This window comes from Chryseobacterium sp. GTID13, assembly GCF_056172655.1.
The window spans coordinates 240,481-256,122 of sequence record NZ_JAOCMB010000006.1; the positions used below are offsets into that span (position 1 = coordinate 240,481).

The following is a 15,642-nucleotide window of genomic DNA, read 5'->3' on the forward strand; positions in this document are numbered from 1 at the left end:
AAACAAACATACAATATGGATAAGATCAAAGACACAAGAAGCTTCATGAGAATCACGCACCGTTATCTGGGATATTTTCTTGCCGGGATAATGGCTGTGTATGCGTTGAGCGGAGTTCTGCTTGTTTACAGGGATACAGATTTTCTTAAGAAAGAGAAAAAATATGATAAAACAGTTGCCGTTAACCTTTCAGAAAAAGAACTTGGAAAAGAACTGAAAATTAAAGGTCTTGAAGTTGAAAAAACAGAAGGTACCGTTCTTCATTTTAAGCAGGGAACTTATGATGCTTCTACCGGAAAGGCAAAATATTCCAAAAAAGAACTTCCTTTTGTACTGGACAAGATGGTGAAACTTCATAAATCGCAGTCGAAAGAAACTTTATCGCCTCTGAACACCTTTTTCGGGATTTCCTTATTTTTCTTTGTCATTTCCAGTTTCTGGATGTTTAATCCTAAAACAAAAGCTTTCAAACGCGGAATAAAATTCACCATTGCAGGCCTTATTATTTCAGTGATTCTTTTGTTTATCTAAATTGCAGTATTAGCAAAAAAAAGGCAAAATAATTCACATTTCAATCATGCTAAAATTAACAGTTTTTCTGAATTTTTATCTAAAATTAAGAAGTCTGGCACATTTATTGTCTTTTCTCTACTCAATTAATAGTACCATTTAATTATTAAAATAATAAATTATGAAAAAACTAATTTTTGCAGGGATATTGGCAGCAACAGGTTTAACAGCAACTGCTAACGCTCAGATTCAAAAAGGTAACTGGCTTGTGGGAAGTAGCCTTTTAACAAGTAACTTCGGTTTAAATACCGGTGGTGGTTACAGTATCGCAATTCAGCCTAAAGGAGCTTATTTTATAGAAGATAATGTTGCAGTTGGTGGATATGTTAATCTAGGAATCAGCAAAGTAACAAACGGTAGCCCGACAAGATTTGATTATGCTGTAGGAGGATTAGGACGTTATTATCTTTCTCCGGGTGAAAAAGGAGTAGATAATTTGTTGAATCACGGACGTTGGTTCTTTGAAGGTAACGTAGGTATCGGAGGATCATCTGTTGAAAACGGTAATTCTACAACAGGTCTTGACTTTGGTGTAGGTCCTGGTTATTCTTACTTCATTACTCCGAACATCGGATTAGAAGGATTGGTTAAATATCAGGGACAAGCCGGATTTGGTAGTGAAGGTTTAAATTCTAACATTACATTCAATGTAGGATTCAGTATCTATTTACCAACTTCAAAGGCTAAAGATATTGCCAGAGACGCAAAATAGTCACTTACCTTTTACTTAAATAAAAAATGAAATCGCCCCGAAAAATATTTCGGGGCGATTTTCGTACAAATTAAAACTAAACTATAAAAAATCAAATAAATCACGTATTAGGTTGTGGCGTATATCTCAGATAGGGCTTTACTTCAGTAACTCCTTTCGGAAATATTTTTCTCGCTTCTTCGGTAGAAATAGCAGGAGGTATAATAACATCCTCACCATTTTCCCAGTTGACAGGAGTAGCCACTTTGTGCGAATCAACCAGCTGCAGGGAATCCAGAACTCTCAGAATTTCATTGAAATTTCTTCCTGTAGAAGCCGGATAAGTAATGATTAATCTTACCTTTTTCTCCGGATCAATGATCAATAATGAACGTACGGTGGCTGTAGCTGAAGCATTCGGATGAATAAAGTCGTACAACTCTGAAATCCGTCTGTCTTTATCTGCAATAATAGGAAACTGTACATCCGTCTTCTGGGTTTCATTAATATCTTTAATCCAGTTCTGATGGTCTTCTACTCCATCCACACTTAAAGCAATTACTTTTGTTCCTCTTTTATCAAATTCTGACTTCAATTTCGAGGTATATCCCAGCTCCGTAGTACATACAGGGGTATAATCTGCAGGATGGGAAAACAAAATCCCCCAGGAATCACCTAAAAATTCATGAAACTTAATATCACCTAAAGACGTTTCTGCCTGAAAGTCCGGTGCTGTATCTCCGAGTTTGATTGACATAATATTCTGCTTTGTTAGTCTACAAATTTAGTAGACTTTTTGAAACTGGCAAAATTTTTGTTGAAAATTTACATATCTTTAATAAATTTTTTTTCATGCAGAACAATGGATACAGCTACGTAGATGTCATTTACAGGGTTTTGGAAAGCTGGTATATGAGGTTTGCCGAGCTTACACCGAAACTTATCGTCGGAATTTTAGTCTTTTCTTTTTTCCTTATTACCAGTAAGTACTTAAGTTTAGGCGCCGTAAAATTATTTCATAAATTTTTCCCTAAAAGCCAGAAAGAGAGCTCTCTGGTTACTTTAATAAGCGTATTCCGATTCCTGATCATGCTGATGGGAACCTTCATTGCGCTTGAAATTATGGGCTTCAGTAGTTTTCTTTGGAAGTTTATCGGAAGTTTAGGGGTAGCAGGGGTTATCGCAGGGGTTGCCTTAAAAGATCTGGTATCCAGTATTTTTTCAGGAATGCTCATCGGAATTGATAAAGCTTTTAAAGTGGGCGATTATATCACCATAGGAACTCACTCCGGAACAGTTCAGGAAATCGGTTTTTTAACGACCAAGATTATTACAGATGACGGCAAGAAAGCTTATATTCCTAATCAGGTTATTTTCAATGCTCCGTTTTACAATATTACCGCATCGCCACAGAGAAGGATTATTTTAAATTTTGAGATCCCGGCGGACGAAGATATCACCAAAGCGCAAAAAGGAATGCTGGATGTTATTAAAAGTCTAGAAAATGTAGATAAACTGGATACTTCGGAAGTTATCTTCACCGACTTAAAGCAGGGCAACTTTAACCTTCAGGCTAAATTCTGGATGAAAGTAGGAGCCAATATGGTTCAGGTGAAAAGTGAGGCCTATCTGAAAATCAAGCAACGTCTGGATGCAGATAATATACAACTGGTAACTCCTACAAGTATCAGCATTACAAATGGAGAATCTTTACCTGTCGAAAATCAGGAACATTAAAATATAAGCCGCTTTCATTAGCGGTTTTTTTATGTTCTAAATTATTTTTTATGTTTTAATTTCAGGCTGTCCTTCTTATGCATTGTGACAGAGTCATTTTGAATCAATGGTTTTCCCATCGCATAATTATTGTTAGCCGGAATACTGTCTTCTTCTATTACGACAAAACCAGTGGTTGCTGTACAAGTTTCTTTTGGCTTGGAACAGCCTATTAAAAATAAGATTACAGACATCATCGCCAAAACTATTTTATTATTTCTGAATGCCACTGGAATGTATTGGAAGAATCTGTCATCTGGTAATGAGTGCTTTTCATATGCAATATTTAGCTGATGATTAAGAAACCTGCCACAAATTTCTTCATTCTGCTTTTCCTTGATAATATGTTCGATCTCTTTAGTTTGTTTTTCCGTAAAATCAATGACACATTTGTTGCAGACAGAACAGAATCTTCCTTTTTCCTGAGGAGACATTGTTTCCCAGTTTTCGGAACATGGATTGGGAATGTATACATTTTTCATCAGATTATTTTTAGTTTTGAAATATAAAAAAACCGTTTCAAATATTGAAACGGTTTTTTTTATTATTTAAAAGTTCAGCTTATGATAAAACTTCTTTTACTTTGTTTGCTGCTTCTTCCAAAGTAATTGCTGAATGTACAGGAAGACCTGAATCATCAATTAATTGTTTTGCTTCTACAGCGTTAGTTCCCTGTAATCTTACGATCAATGGAACCGGAAGGCTTCCCATAGCTCTGTAAGCATCTACAACACCTTGAGCTACTCTGTCACATCTTACGATACCTCCGAAGATGTTGATCAGAATTGCTTTTACGTTAGGATCTCTAAGGATGATTCCGAAAGCTGTCTGAACTCTCTGAGCATCAGCAGTACCACCTACGTCAAGGAAGTTGGCAGGGTTACCACCTGATAATTTGATGATATCCATAGTTGCCATTGCAAGACCGGCACCGTTTACCATACAGGCAACGTTACCATCAAGTTTCACGAAGTTAAGACCAGCTTCACCGGCTTCAACGTCCATTGGATCTTCTTCTCTTGTATCTCTTAGTTCAGCTAAGTCTTTGTGACGGAACAATGAGTTGTCATCAAGAGTTACTTTAGCATCTACAGCAATAATTTTGTTATCTGAAGTTTTTAATACAGGGTTGATCTCGAAAAGAGAAGCATCAATTCCGGTATAAGCATTATAAAGAGATGAAATGAATTTCACAAATTCTTTGAATGCATTTCCTTCAAGACCAAGGTTGAAAGCAATTTTTCTAGCCTGGAATCCCTGAAGACCTAAAGCAGGATCAATGATTTCCTTGTGGATCAAATGAGGTGTTACTTCTGCAACGTGCTCAATATCCATCCCTCCTTCAGTAGAATATACGATCGTATTTTTACCTTCAGCTCTATCTAAAAGAATAGAAACATAAAATTCTTTAGTTTCAGATTCTCCCGGATAATAAACGTCTTCTGCAATCAAAACAGAGTTTACTTTTTTACCTTCAGCAGAAGTTTGTGGAGTTACCAACTGCATTCCGATGATGTTCTGAGCGTTTTCTTTAAGCTTATCCATATTTGGAGAGAACTTTACACCACCACCTTTACCACGTCCACCTGCGTGAATCTGTGCTTTTACCACCCAAGCCTGAGCTCCGGTTTCAGCGGTCAGTTTCTCAGCAGCTGCTACAGCTTCATCTACGTTGTTTGCAACGAAACCGCGTTGGATAGCTACTCCGTACTTTGATAAAATCTCTTTTGATTGATACTCGTGAAGATTCATATTATTTTTATTATTTTATTTTAAAATTTAAAGGTTGACAAATTTACTAAAAAGACATGGAAGTTCAAGTTTATTGACTTAAAAATTAAAGTGCGGTGAACTTGATTTTTAACATGTTTCCGAAATTTGCTCTATTCTTCGGATTCAATGTTCTTATTAATCGTCGTCTCCTATTGGTTTTCATTATAATTCACTTTACATAAGGACGCTAAGCTTTGTTCAGCATGACCTCATCTTACTGACAGTTCAGAGTGCTGAATATAAAAATCTTAAATTCTGTTTTTAGCAAAATAAAGGATCAGCATTCCCCAGCTCAGGATCATAAAAAGACCTCCAAGCGGAGTGATCGGGCCCAGAAATTTCAGATTGACTCCTAAATAATCCTGCAGGCTTAAGAAATAAATACTTACTGAAAATAAAAACGTTCCTGCAATCATCAGAATCGAAGTCCATTTTTCAGATGGCGTTTCAAATTTTAAAATATATCCGATGATCAGTAAAAAGAATGCGGCATACATCTGATATCTTACGCCGGTTTCAAAGCTTTCCAATCTTTCCACAGACAGTATTTTTTTAAAGCATGTGCTCCGAAAGCCCCCAGAATCACTGACAACATTCCGTAAACGGCACCGAAAATTAAAGTAATTGTTTTCATTTTTATAATTCTTCTAATTCTAGATTTAAATATTTCTTTGTTTTGTAATCCTGCCAGGTTCCGGTGATTTTATTTCCTTTCAAATCAGCTTCGATTAAGGCTATTGGTATCCATTGCTTAAGTTCTTCACTATGATAATCATCTTCTGTGATAGAAAAATGATCATGGACAAATTCTCCTCTCCAATTGATTGGCTGCTTATTTTTATCATACCAATAGGTAGCCGAAAACGAACCATCCTCATTGATTTCATTAAACAAAACCGTGACAGGATATTTTCCGTCAATCTTTCCTTTGAATAATTTATTGGCAGGACTTGTTCTATCGACTTTTTCAGATCCGGAAATCAGGTTTTTTGCATAAGGGCTCCAATATTTTTCAAGCTCTTTATAAGTAAATTCAAGTTCGTGGCTTCCCAGATCATCCAGCGCCCGCATTGCGTGGTTGGAGCATCTGCCCGCTATAAAAGTAAGTTTATCCTTTCCGAAAAAAGTTTAACGTCTTTCAATGTATAATCCATGAAACAAGCTTCATACATACCAATTTGCTCCTGAACTTCTTCCGAAGTATTTTTTTGAGATTTTAATTCAATAAGAAAATCATTAACTCTTTTTTGATTCCTTTTTGAATTAAACCATTCACTGTTTTGGCACTGCTTGCTTGAAACAGATCTTCAGCATTAATATAATTTCCTGTCCTCAGATCAAAATTCTTCCAGTCTGAGAATTCTTCAGGATAGGCTCCGGAAGCTTCACCTTCTATGTTGATGCTCAGAATATTCTGAGGTGTTTCTAATTTTTTCCAACCGTAAAAATATACGTAATTGGTATAGGAATTTGTAGCAGTAGAAGCCTTTTAAAAGGGTTCCCGCCGGAATCCGGAATATATTCAAGTTCACTGAACTGCAGAAAAGTATTGATCTTCTGCTCCACCAAAGGGTTTTGCGGATAAGAAACCACCGGGAAAACAGTATTTTCTGATTTCGGCTTCAGATCACTGATCTTTACATTCTTCTGTTGTGAAAAACTTAAGCATGAAAGCAATAGGAAAAATACTGTACACCTTTTCATTATCTGGAATGGATGTAGATTAATATCATTTTCGCCACCAGGGTTGATATTCCCAATATAATAAAGACATTGGAAAGCTTTTTGGAATTTCTGAAGCCCGGCGATGTTGTCTTCTTCAAAAAGATTCCGAACAGGATGAATATGATGGGCAAGATAATCTGCAGCATTACTGAGCTCTTAATCTGTTAAATTCATTGATCACTTCGTGATGGCTTACCGTTTTATCTTTAAAATAAGTCACAAAATGCTGCTTTTCTTCCTCCGTAGCACCCATTTGGTTCAAAATATTCAGTAAGTGCATTTTCATATGTCCTTTCTGGATACCGGTAGTTACCAAAGAACGGAGAGCTCCAAAATTCTGGGCCAGTCCGGAAACCGCCAGAATGCTCATCAGTTCCTGCGCAGAAGGCTTTCCAAGCAGTGCCAGTGAGAATTTTACCAATGGATGCAGGTTGGTAAGTCCGCCTACTACTCCTACAGAAATCGGAAGATCGATCCAGAATCTGAAAATCCCGTTATCCGTTGTACAGTGTGTCAGGGATCTGTACTGTCCGTCTCTTGCGGCATAGGCATGCGCACATGCTTCCGTTGCCCTGAAGTCATTTCCTGTGGCAATTACTACAGCATCTACCCCATTCATCACCCCTTTATTGTGAGTTGTAGCACGGAAAGGTTCAATTTCTGCAATGGTAACCGCCTGTTTGAATTTGGCGGCAAATTCTTCATTGGAGATACCGCTGTCATCTTTCAGGTCTTCAATTTTACAGGAAACCTCAGCTCTTACAATACAGTCGGGTGTAAAATTGGAAAGAATATTCATCACGATCTGAAGCGTATTCTTTTCCTCCTGGGTGAAATCTTCACTTGTTGCAATCTCCTGCTTCATTGTTTTCCCGAACTGCTCAAGACATGAATTGATAAAATTCGCGCCCATGGAATCTACTGTGTCAAAGCTTGCTTTAAGCTGGTAATAATTGGGCATTTCAGAGGTTTTGTCTACCAATTTGATATCTAAAATTCCACCGCCTCGTTTTCTCATGTTGGCGGTAATATCTTCTGTGGCCTCAAATAATCTTTTCTTCAATTTAAAATTAAAAAAATGCAGAAGTTTATGAGGCTCTACATTGAATATAAAGTGCGTGTGCCCTAGTTTTTCATTGTTGATGATAGTCGTTTTGAAACCGCCTTTATCGATCCAGAATTTAGCAGCCTTTGAAGCTGCAGCGACTACTGAACTTTCCTCAACAGCCATAGGAAGGGCAAATAATTTTCCGTCAATTAAGAAATTCGGAGCAATTCCGTAAGGCATATAGAAATTGGAAATGGTATTTTCTGAAAACTCTTCATGGAGTTTCTGAAGCTCAGTATTCTCGTTCCAGTATTGTTTTAATATATTTTGATATTCTTCGTTTCCTTCAAGATACTCGCTGACAAGCCAATCGATTTTTCCCTGTTTTGTAAGTTTAGAGAAACCCTCTACCGGTTTATGATTCATAGTATAAATTTAATATGTGTAAAGATAGTAATTTTTGTAAGTCTCCGTTGTGGATAACTTCTATAGAAAAAAATTGATATTTATCAATTTTGGAACTAATTTTGGATATTATTTTGATACAAATTATAACATCCTGCTGAAATATGAATTTTGAACGCCTGAAAGAAAAGCTTGAAATCCTTGCTGATGCAGCGAAATACGATGTTTCCTGCTCGTCAAGCGGAGGAACAAGAAAAAATAAGAAAGGCGCTTTAGGAGACAGTTCCGTAAGCGGGATCTGCCATACCTATACGGAAGACGGGCGATGTGTTTCTCTTCTCAAAATTTTATTGACCAATCATTGTATTTATGATTGCGCTTATTGTGTATCCAGAAGTTCCAATGATATTAAAAGAGCCGGGTTTACAGTGGAAGAAGTTGTAGATCTTACCATTAATTTTTACCGCAGGAATTATATTGAAGGATTGTTTTTAAGCTCCGGAATTTTTAAGAATGCTGATACCACGATGGAACGCCTTGTAAGAGTTGCAAAAAAGCTACGTCTGGAAGAAAATTTTAACGGCTATATTCATTTAAAATCTATTCCGGGAGCCAGTGATGAGCTGATGCAGGAAGCCGCTTTGTATGCAGACAGGCTATCGATCAATCTTGAAATTCCTACAGAAAGCGGACTGAAACTACTGGCTCCTGAAAAAAACAGGCAGGATATGCTCAGCCCTATGAAGTATATCCAGAATGGGATAGCCCAATATAAGGATGAAAAGAAGATTTTCAGGAAAGTGCCAAAATTTGCTCCTGCAGGACAGTCTACCCAGATGATTGTGGGTGCGACCAATGAAAATGACTTGCAGATCATCAAAGTGGCCGATCATTTTTATAAAAATTTCAGTCTGAAAAGAGTGTACTATTCCGGTTACGTTCCGGTACTGGAGGATAAGAGATTACCTTCCCTGACAACAGCGGTTCCCATGCTTCGTGAAAACAGGCTCTACCAGTCCGACTGGCTGATGAGGTTTTATGGATTTAAGGCTGAAGAAATTTTAGACCCGGATATGCCCTATCTGGATCTTGAAGTTGATCCGAAACTGAGCTGGGCATTAAGGCATTTACATCAATTTCCCGTTAATCTGCAGACTGCGGATTACCAGATGATTTTAAGGATTCCGGGAATTGGGGTAAAAACAGCACAGAAAATCGTTCAGGCACGCCGTTTTCAGATTTTAAATATGGATCATCTGAAAAAACTGGGAGCTGCCGTCAATCGTGCGAGATATTTCATCGATTTTAATGCAGGAAATGCTTACCTGAAATATCTGACGGATAAAAACTTCAGAAATTTGCTTGTAGGCGGAAGCTCTTCTAAATTTCACAACCAATTTTCACAGCAATTGAGCTTGTTTTAGATAATTAAAAAATTAAAAAAATTGAGAGATTAAGAGATTAAGATTAAGAACCGGAAGTGATCCGCTTAACTGCTACACCAAATCACCAAATCATCAAATCATCACATTATCACATCAACATATCAACACATTACTATGACTACCCTTCTCTACGACGGAAGTTTTGACGGCCTTTTAACTGCAGTATTTGAAGTTTTCGAATACCGTTATAAAGATGTGGAAATTGTGAGTAAAGGGAGATTTCACCAGGAAAATATTTTTGCGGAAATTCATGAGGTGATTACCCAAAGTGATAAAGCTGAGCGGGTTTTAAACAAATTGGAAAAAATATTGAAAAATCGGGGATTCACGAGTTATTAAAGGTTTATTTATCCGAAGAGCCTGAACTGGAACAGCTTATTTTATCTGCTATAAGACAGTCTGTACAGCATCCTGACAAAAATATCCTGCAGAATTATGCAGACCCTGATATTTTAAAAATTTCCAAAATCTGCAAATCCGTAAGCAGGGAAAGACACCGGATGACTGCTTTTGTAAGGTTCGAAAAAATGCAGGATGGCGTTTTCTTTGCCAAAATAGATCCTGATTTTGATGTTCTTCCCCTGATCCGGAAACATTTTAAAGACCGCTATCAGGACCAGAAGTGGATGATTTATGATCTGCGGAGAAATTATGGAATTCTATATGATCTGGAAAATTGTGAGTTTTTTTATCCTGAAGAAAAGCTGGATCTTCACAGGTATCAGCAGAAGTTTCATGACGAGGAACAGAATTATCAAACGCTGTGGCAAAGATATTTTACGAAGACCAATATTGTGGAAAGGAAGAATCTGAAACTCCACGTTCAGCATGTTCCGAAGAGATATTGGAAGTATCTGACGGAGAAATGGTGATTTGAGGTGAGGATTTTTCTCTCGCAGATTTGGTGGATTGAGCAGATTTTTACTGGTTAAATATTATAATTTTATTCTTTACTCTTTATTTTTATTCTTTATTTATTCTTTTGAATTGTTCTCAATGCTTTCTTAACAATATATTTTGTCTCTTTTATCGGGCTTTCTCGGAGCCATTCATCACAAATTTCTATTACGAATTCCGGTTGTGATTTGCTGGCGTCATTCAGCCAGTTTCCTACACTATCCTGTACATACCGGGAAGGATCGGATTTCATTGACTCTAAAATGACAAGTCCCAGTCCCGGATTTTTCTTAAGTTTTTCAATATGGGCACACCAGACACCGCGGGGCCTTGTTGATTCACTGGCAAAACGCCTGATATATTCGTTTTCGTGACCCGTCCAGCCTGATAATATGGTAAGGCTTTTTTCAAGATTCTCAGCAATTCCGGGTCTTACTGCCATCCAGCAAATTTCCCTTACTCCAAAATGACTGTCGGAGGCGAATGCCTGTATTTTCTCCAGTTTTTCACTGATGGTTAAAGCTTCATTTCTCCCCACCATATAAGTTCCCCAGCATCTTACAAGATCAGATGTATGTACCGAAACAACAGATAAGAAATCTTCATCCCCATTTTTTAAAGATTCATTTAAGATTCCAACACCTATCGCTTCATTAAGGGTATTGACCGTTTGTTTTTTCAAGCGATCTACTGCTTTCAATATGGGTTTTATATATTCTTTTCTGTTGTGCTGCAAAAGAAAATTTTCAAACAGCAGTTTCTGGTCAACGGCCAGCCATTCCGTAAGATTTACGCTTTCGATTTCTCCTCTGTTTAATTGCGTGAGAATAGATTCGGGGATATCTTTGATGGAGCGGGCTCCTTTTCGTTTTTCGATCATACCATTATTAATGATTAACTTTACAAAAGTCCGAAAGTGAACTAAAATAAGCAATACCGCATATTTTTCACCCATAGGGACTAAAAAGTCAATTTTATGAAAATAGAGGAAAACGCTGTAGAAAATAAGATATGCCCGCTGGAAGTTGCTGTTAATACCATTAGTGGAAAATGGAAAATTCCGATTGTATGGCAGATCAATGAAGGGAAGAAACGTCCCAGCGAATTTCTCCGGGGTATTGCAAAAGTAGACCGCAGGGTTTTGAATCAGCAGCTTAATGAAATGGTGAAAGATGGCATTTTGGTTAAACAATCGTTTAATGAACTTCCTCCCAGAGTGGAATATACACTGACTGAACTTGGGGAAAAACTGGTTGAGGTCCTTTGGGAGCTAAATGATTGGGGAAAGCTTTTAATTTCTGCAGATAAAGAAGTTTAATATTTTCTACTAATATTCATTGCAGAAATATTGATAACCAGTCTGTGTTGCTTATTCTCATTTTGGGCATCTGGCCTGCTTATTCTGCTCTTTCTAATCATTTTCATGAAAATTAATTTCGTCATGAAAACCCTCTTATATAAATTTTTGCAAGACAAAAAAGCAAGCTATTTTTTTAAACCTTCAAATTTCAGAAGCTTTTAATTATTTATATTCAAAACTCTTATCAACTTACTGCCATTATCTGAACTTGTTTTTGTAAATTTGTGTTCGAAATTTTTTACTAGATGAAAGAGAGTGCTGTAAAAAAAATTGCAGTTCTTACTTCAGGAGGTGACTCTCCGGGTATGAATGCGGCATTAAGAGCGGTAGTAAGAACCGCCAATTACTATAATATCGAATGCTACGGAGTAAGGGAAGGCTATAACGGCCTTATCCATGATGAATTCCTGAAAATGGGTCCCCGTTCCGTAAAAAATATAATCAACCAGGGTGGAACTATTCTAAAGTCTGCCAGATCTACTGAATTCAGAACCAAAGAAGGCCGCCAAAAGGCTTACGACAACTGTATAAAACACGGTGTGGATGCTTTGGTATGCATCGGAGGAGACGGAACGTTCACGGGAGCAAAGATTTTCAATGAAGAATTCGGGATCAGAGTGATCGGTGTACCGGGAACTATCGACAATGATATTTTCGGAACAGATAATACCATCGGTTATGACACAGCTTTGAATACGGCTATGGAAGCTATCGACAAAGTTCGTGATACGGCAACTTCCCACAACAGGGTTTTCTTTGTGGAGGTAATGGGCCGTGATGCAGGTTTCATCGCTTTAAACAGCGGACTGGCAACAGGTGCTCTGGATATTTTGATTCCTGAGAAAAAGACAGTATGCAAGATCTTTTTGCCAATTTCAGAAAGGCTGAAAAGACCGGAAAAGCATCAAGCATCGTAGTTGTAGCTGAAGGTGAAAAACTTGGAAGCATCTATGATCTGGCCAACCAGACAAAAGAAGAATTCCCTGACTATGATATCCGTGTAACCATCTTGGGACACATCCAGAGAGGAGGTTCTCCAAGCTGTGCAGACCGGGTTCTGGCAAGCAGACTGGGTTACGGCGCCGTAGTAGGATTAATGGAAGGAAAAACAAATGTAATGGCTGGAATGCGTTCCAACGATCTGGTATACACACCAATCGAAGAAGCCATTAAAAAACATAATGAAATCAATAAAGATCTTTTACTGATTTCAGAAATTTTAGCAATCTAAATTATTTTTATAAATCTAAAACAAACTATTATGTCAACAATCAAAGTAGGTATCAACGGTTTTGGTAGAATTGGACGTCTTGTTTTCAGAGCAATGACTGAAAGAGATAACATTGAAGTAGTAGGAATCAATGACCTAATCAACGCAGAATACATGGCTTACATGTTAAAATATGATTCTGTACACGGTATTTTCCCTGGAGAAGTTTCTGTAGAAGGAAACGATCTTGTAGTAAACGGAAAAAGAATCAGAGTAACTGCTGAAAGAGACCCGAACAACCTGAAATGGAACGAAGTAGGTGCTGATTATGTGGTAGAATCTACAGGTTTATTCCTTGATAAAGAAAGTGCTTCCGCTCACTTAAATGCCGGTGCTAAAAAAGTAATCCTTTCTGCTCCATCTAAAGACGATACTCCAATGTTCGTAATGGGTGTGAACCACAAAGAGCTTACTGATGACATCAAAATTTTATCAAACGCTTCTTGTACAACCAACTGTTTAGCTCCTTTAGCTAAAGTAATCCACGATAACTTCGGAATCGTTGAAGGTCTTATGACAACTGTACACGCTACAACGGCAACTCAGAAAACCGTAGATGGTCCTTCAATGAAAGACTGGAGAGGAGGAAGAGCTGCTCTAAACAACATTATCCCTTCTTCTACAGGTGCTGCTAAAGCAGTAGGAAAAGTAATCCCTTCACTAAACGGAAAACTAACAGGTATGTCTTTCAGAGTACCAACAGTTGACGTTTCTGTAGTAGATTTAACAGTGAGAATTGAAAAGGCTGCTTCTTATGAAGAAATCTGTTCAGTAATCAAAGCTGCTTCTGAAGGTGAATTGAAAGGAATCTTAGGATACACTGAAGATGCTGTGGTTTCTCAGGATTTCGTAGGAGATAAGAGAACTTCTATCTTCGATAAAGATGCCGGTATCATGCTTTCTCCAAACTTTGTAAAACTTGTTTCTTGGTATGACAATGAAATGGGTTACTCTAACAAGTTGGTAGATATGCTTGTACACGCTGCTTCTTTATAATGAGTAATAAGCGATAAGCAATGAATAATAAAAACCTTCCCGATGGGAAGGTTTTTTTGTTTAAATATAGATTTCATAGTGTAAAAATGCTTTATGATCTAAATTTTATATTGACTAGTTGAAATCTATTAATGTCAATTATTTTTACGGTAGCAACAACATCTTTGGTACTTTGCCCAAGCCTTCCATAGTCAAAATAGACATCGAAATATGAAACTTGATTAACTTCATCATTTATGAGTCTGATATTTATCTCATGACAAATATTTGGATCAAGCCCGTTACTTTGCATGTGGGCAATAAACTGTGGTGCGTGCATAATAAATTGGATTGCATTTGTAGGTAACATGGTTTATATTTTAAAGGTTAAATAATTATTTAGTTTTAGGTACAATGGTAAAAGATATTGTAGTCGGAAAGTTTCTCTTAATGTAACTTCCTGCCGGATAGAATTCTGCTTTAATGGTATACATTTCCAGAAAACTTATTCCTACTCCGAGATTGACAAGTGGAAGAACTTTTCTAAAATCCTGATCAACAGATAGAATATTGTTAAATTTAGAGTTCCCATATATAATGGAGCCTTTAGCCTCTAAAAAAGCAGATATCTGTTTCTTATGTCCAATAGCAAATGCTCCAACTGCAATTCCTGTATTATTGGTCATAATAAAATCATTATCAGACTGATTCATTTTAGTGAGCTCCACACCGGTATTATGATAGATATATGATTTCAAACCAAAATCACCCCCATCTTCTCCAATAGCAATAACCGGATATTTAAGGTTAACAAACAAATTTCCACCTCCATTCTGAAGTGAAGAAACTAATTGATTTTTTTAACTTCAGTTGTTGCAATACTATCATTATCTTTCACTGTACTGTTAAACTGGAAACCAATCCCTATTCTTAAAGGTCCGAGATAATCATTGACCACTTCCGAATTGAAAGAAAGGTTTCTCAGATTGGGATTATACACCACGTTGTTATTTTGAAAAAACTGGGTATATTCAGGGCTTCCTTCAAAAAAAACAGTCGACAGACGACTTCCCCATTTATTAAAACCAGCAGGAAATAAGACTCTTACAGGTCTGTCACCTTTTGCTCCTCTTTTCAATCCCGCTACAAGTTCAAAATGCGTAACAGAAGCTGTCAAGTTAGTCTTTTCATCGTCAGTAAGGCCAGATTTGCTTATAATGTTTTTAACATTTCGAAAATCTTTTGCAAGTTCAATTTCTTTGACTATTATATCCAAGTCTTTTGCTGATAAGCTTGTTATTCCTTTTTTCGCAGCATTTGTTATCTTTTCTTTCTCTTCTTTGAATAAGATTTGTGGATAAAAATCATCGCTATTTTTGTGAATACTATCATTTTTATTAACCACCTCATTCATATTTGTTAACGAGTACTGTGCGGGCATCTTTGAACATAAAACCAAAGAGAAGAATAGAAGTAATACAATTTTTGTTTTCATGGCTATTAGTTTTCCACAAAGTTTCAAATTTCATGAAGACAAGTAAAGTACCCGTTCGGGTGATTTTGAAGCCCGGAAGAAGAAGGTGAAAAAGAATGACAGGATACAAAAGAAAAAGCCTCTACAGCAACGAGAGGCTTATTAGTTTATCATTTTCAAACAACTAAAAAAGAAAAGGGTAAACTGTTTTATAACATCATTTAATAACTTTC

At 37.0% G+C, this 15,642-nt stretch carries 19 protein-coding genes and 2 pseudogenes; 9 read left to right on the forward strand and 12 right to left on the reverse strand.

What is annotated here, in order from left to right; genetic code table 11:
• Positions 1–15 precede the first annotated feature (15 nt).
• Positions 16–531, forward strand: a complete 516-nt coding sequence (locus tag N4G44_RS17335; RefSeq protein ID WP_474928542.1) for a hypothetical protein — start codon at positions 16–18, stop codon at positions 529–531.
• 160 nt (positions 532–691) lie between these two features.
• A complete protein-coding gene (locus N4G44_RS17340) occupies positions 692–1,282 on the forward strand; it encodes a hypothetical protein (protein ID WP_040997197.1) in 591 nt (196 codons plus the stop codon).
• A 100-nt stretch (positions 1,283–1,382) separates the two neighbouring features.
• Here N4G44_RS17340 and N4G44_RS17345 read toward each other — a convergent pair whose 3' ends face one another.
• Positions 1,383–2,018, reverse strand: coding sequence for a peroxiredoxin (locus tag N4G44_RS17345; RefSeq protein WP_474928543.1), 636 nt, complete (start codon positions 2,016–2,018; stop codon positions 1,383–1,385).
• A gap of 95 nt (positions 2,019–2,113) precedes the next feature.
• Here N4G44_RS17345 and N4G44_RS17350 point away from each other — a divergent pair, with 95 nt between their 5' ends.
• Positions 2,114–2,998: a mechanosensitive ion channel family protein gene (locus N4G44_RS17350; RefSeq protein ID WP_474928544.1), complete on the forward strand. Its 885-nt coding sequence runs from the start codon at positions 2,114–2,116 to the stop codon at positions 2,996–2,998.
• Between the two features lie 41 nt (positions 2,999–3,039).
• Here N4G44_RS17350 and N4G44_RS17355 read toward each other — a convergent pair whose 3' ends face one another.
• The 7 genes and pseudogenes from N4G44_RS17355 to N4G44_RS17385 all read right to left on the reverse strand — a co-directional run bounded on the left by N4G44_RS17355 (position 3,040) and on the right by N4G44_RS17385 (position 8,009).
• Positions 3,040–3,519: a hypothetical protein gene (locus N4G44_RS17355; RefSeq protein WP_474928545.1), complete on the reverse strand. Its 480-nt coding sequence runs from the start codon at positions 3,517–3,519 to the stop codon at positions 3,040–3,042.
• Positions 3,520–3,598: 79 nt separating this feature from the next.
• Entirely contained in the window at positions 3,599–4,789 is a 1,191-nt protein-coding gene (gene sucC, locus N4G44_RS17360; RefSeq protein ID WP_474928546.1) for an ADP-forming succinate--CoA ligase subunit beta, read from the reverse strand.
• A gap of 269 nt (positions 4,790–5,058) precedes the next feature.
• Positions 5,059–5,444, reverse strand: a pseudogene (locus N4G44_RS17365) (DUF423 domain-containing protein).
• Between the two features lie 2 nt (positions 5,445–5,446).
• Positions 5,447–5,881 (reverse strand): hypothetical protein, encoded by a 435-nt coding sequence (locus N4G44_RS17370; RefSeq protein WP_474928547.1) that lies wholly within the window; start codon positions 5,879–5,881, stop codon positions 5,447–5,449.
• A gap of 354 nt (positions 5,882–6,235) precedes the next feature.
• A complete protein-coding gene (locus tag N4G44_RS17375) occupies positions 6,236–6,514 on the reverse strand; it encodes a hypothetical protein (RefSeq protein ID WP_474928548.1) in 279 nt (92 codons plus the stop codon).
• Complete coding sequence (locus tag N4G44_RS17380) at positions 6,514–6,681, reverse strand: hypothetical protein (RefSeq protein ID WP_265129510.1); 168 nt, start codon at positions 6,679–6,681, stop codon at positions 6,514–6,516. The genes N4G44_RS17375 and N4G44_RS17380 overlap by 1 nt, the downstream gene beginning before the upstream one ends.
• On the reverse strand, positions 6,681–8,009 hold the full coding sequence (locus tag N4G44_RS17385) for a hydroxymethylglutaryl-CoA reductase, degradative (RefSeq protein ID WP_474928549.1): 1,329 nt from the start codon (positions 8,007–8,009) through the stop codon (positions 6,681–6,683). The genes N4G44_RS17380 and N4G44_RS17385 overlap by 1 nt, the downstream gene beginning before the upstream one ends.
• A gap of 143 nt (positions 8,010–8,152) precedes the next feature.
• Between N4G44_RS17385 and N4G44_RS17390 the strand changes: the two genes are divergently transcribed.
• The 3 genes from N4G44_RS17390 to N4G44_RS17400 all read left to right on the forward strand — a co-directional run bounded on the left by N4G44_RS17390 (position 8,153) and on the right by N4G44_RS17400 (position 10,305).
• Positions 8,153–9,412 (forward strand): putative DNA modification/repair radical SAM protein, encoded by a 1,260-nt coding sequence (locus tag N4G44_RS17390; protein ID WP_474928550.1) that lies wholly within the window; start codon positions 8,153–8,155, stop codon positions 9,410–9,412.
• 135 nt (positions 9,413–9,547) lie between these two features.
• On the forward strand, positions 9,548–9,772 hold the full coding sequence (locus N4G44_RS17395; protein ID WP_474928551.1) for a hypothetical protein: 225 nt from the start codon (positions 9,548–9,550) through the stop codon (positions 9,770–9,772).
• On the forward strand, positions 9,757–10,305 hold the full coding sequence (locus tag N4G44_RS17400) for a TIGR03915 family putative DNA repair protein (protein WP_474929040.1): 549 nt from the start codon (positions 9,757–9,759) through the stop codon (positions 10,303–10,305). Before N4G44_RS17395 ends, N4G44_RS17400 begins: the two co-directional genes overlap by 16 nt.
• Before the next feature lie 98 nt (positions 10,306–10,403).
• Here the strand turns inward: N4G44_RS17400 and N4G44_RS17405 are convergent, their stop codons facing one another.
• Positions 10,404–11,210 (reverse strand): DNA alkylation repair protein, encoded by an 807-nt coding sequence (locus tag N4G44_RS17405; protein WP_474928552.1) that lies wholly within the window; start codon positions 11,208–11,210, stop codon positions 10,404–10,406.
• 96 nt (positions 11,211–11,306) lie between these two features.
• Here N4G44_RS17405 and N4G44_RS17410 point away from each other — a divergent pair, with 96 nt between their 5' ends.
• The 3 genes and pseudogenes from N4G44_RS17410 (at position 11,307) to gap (ending at position 13,956) form a co-directional block, all read left to right on the forward strand.
• A complete protein-coding gene (locus N4G44_RS17410; protein ID WP_474928553.1) occupies positions 11,307–11,648 on the forward strand; it encodes a winged helix-turn-helix transcriptional regulator in 342 nt (113 codons plus the stop codon).
• A gap of 287 nt (positions 11,649–11,935) precedes the next feature.
• A pseudogene (pfkA, locus tag N4G44_RS17415) lies at positions 11,936–12,921 on the forward strand (6-phosphofructokinase).
• A 30-nt stretch (positions 12,922–12,951) separates the two neighbouring features.
• Positions 12,952–13,956: a type I glyceraldehyde-3-phosphate dehydrogenase gene (gene gap, locus N4G44_RS17420; RefSeq protein ID WP_040997219.1), complete on the forward strand. Its 1,005-nt coding sequence runs from the start codon at positions 12,952–12,954 to the stop codon at positions 13,954–13,956.
• Between the two features lie 91 nt (positions 13,957–14,047).
• On the opposite strand, the gene N4G44_RS17425 is transcribed toward gap, so the two are convergent.
• The 3 genes from N4G44_RS17425 to N4G44_RS17435 are packed head-to-tail and all read right to left on the reverse strand — an operon-like array spanning position 14,048 to position 15,430.
• Positions 14,048–14,305 (reverse strand): hypothetical protein, encoded by a 258-nt coding sequence (locus tag N4G44_RS17425; RefSeq protein ID WP_474928554.1) that lies wholly within the window; start codon positions 14,303–14,305, stop codon positions 14,048–14,050.
• A gap of 25 nt (positions 14,306–14,330) precedes the next feature.
• Positions 14,331–14,753: a hypothetical protein gene (locus N4G44_RS17430; protein WP_474928555.1), complete on the reverse strand. Its 423-nt coding sequence runs from the start codon at positions 14,751–14,753 to the stop codon at positions 14,331–14,333.
• Between the two features lie 29 nt (positions 14,754–14,782).
• Entirely contained in the window at positions 14,783–15,430 is a 648-nt protein-coding gene (locus N4G44_RS17435; protein WP_474928556.1) for a hypothetical protein, read from the reverse strand.
• Between the last annotated feature and the right edge of the window lie 212 nt (positions 15,431–15,642).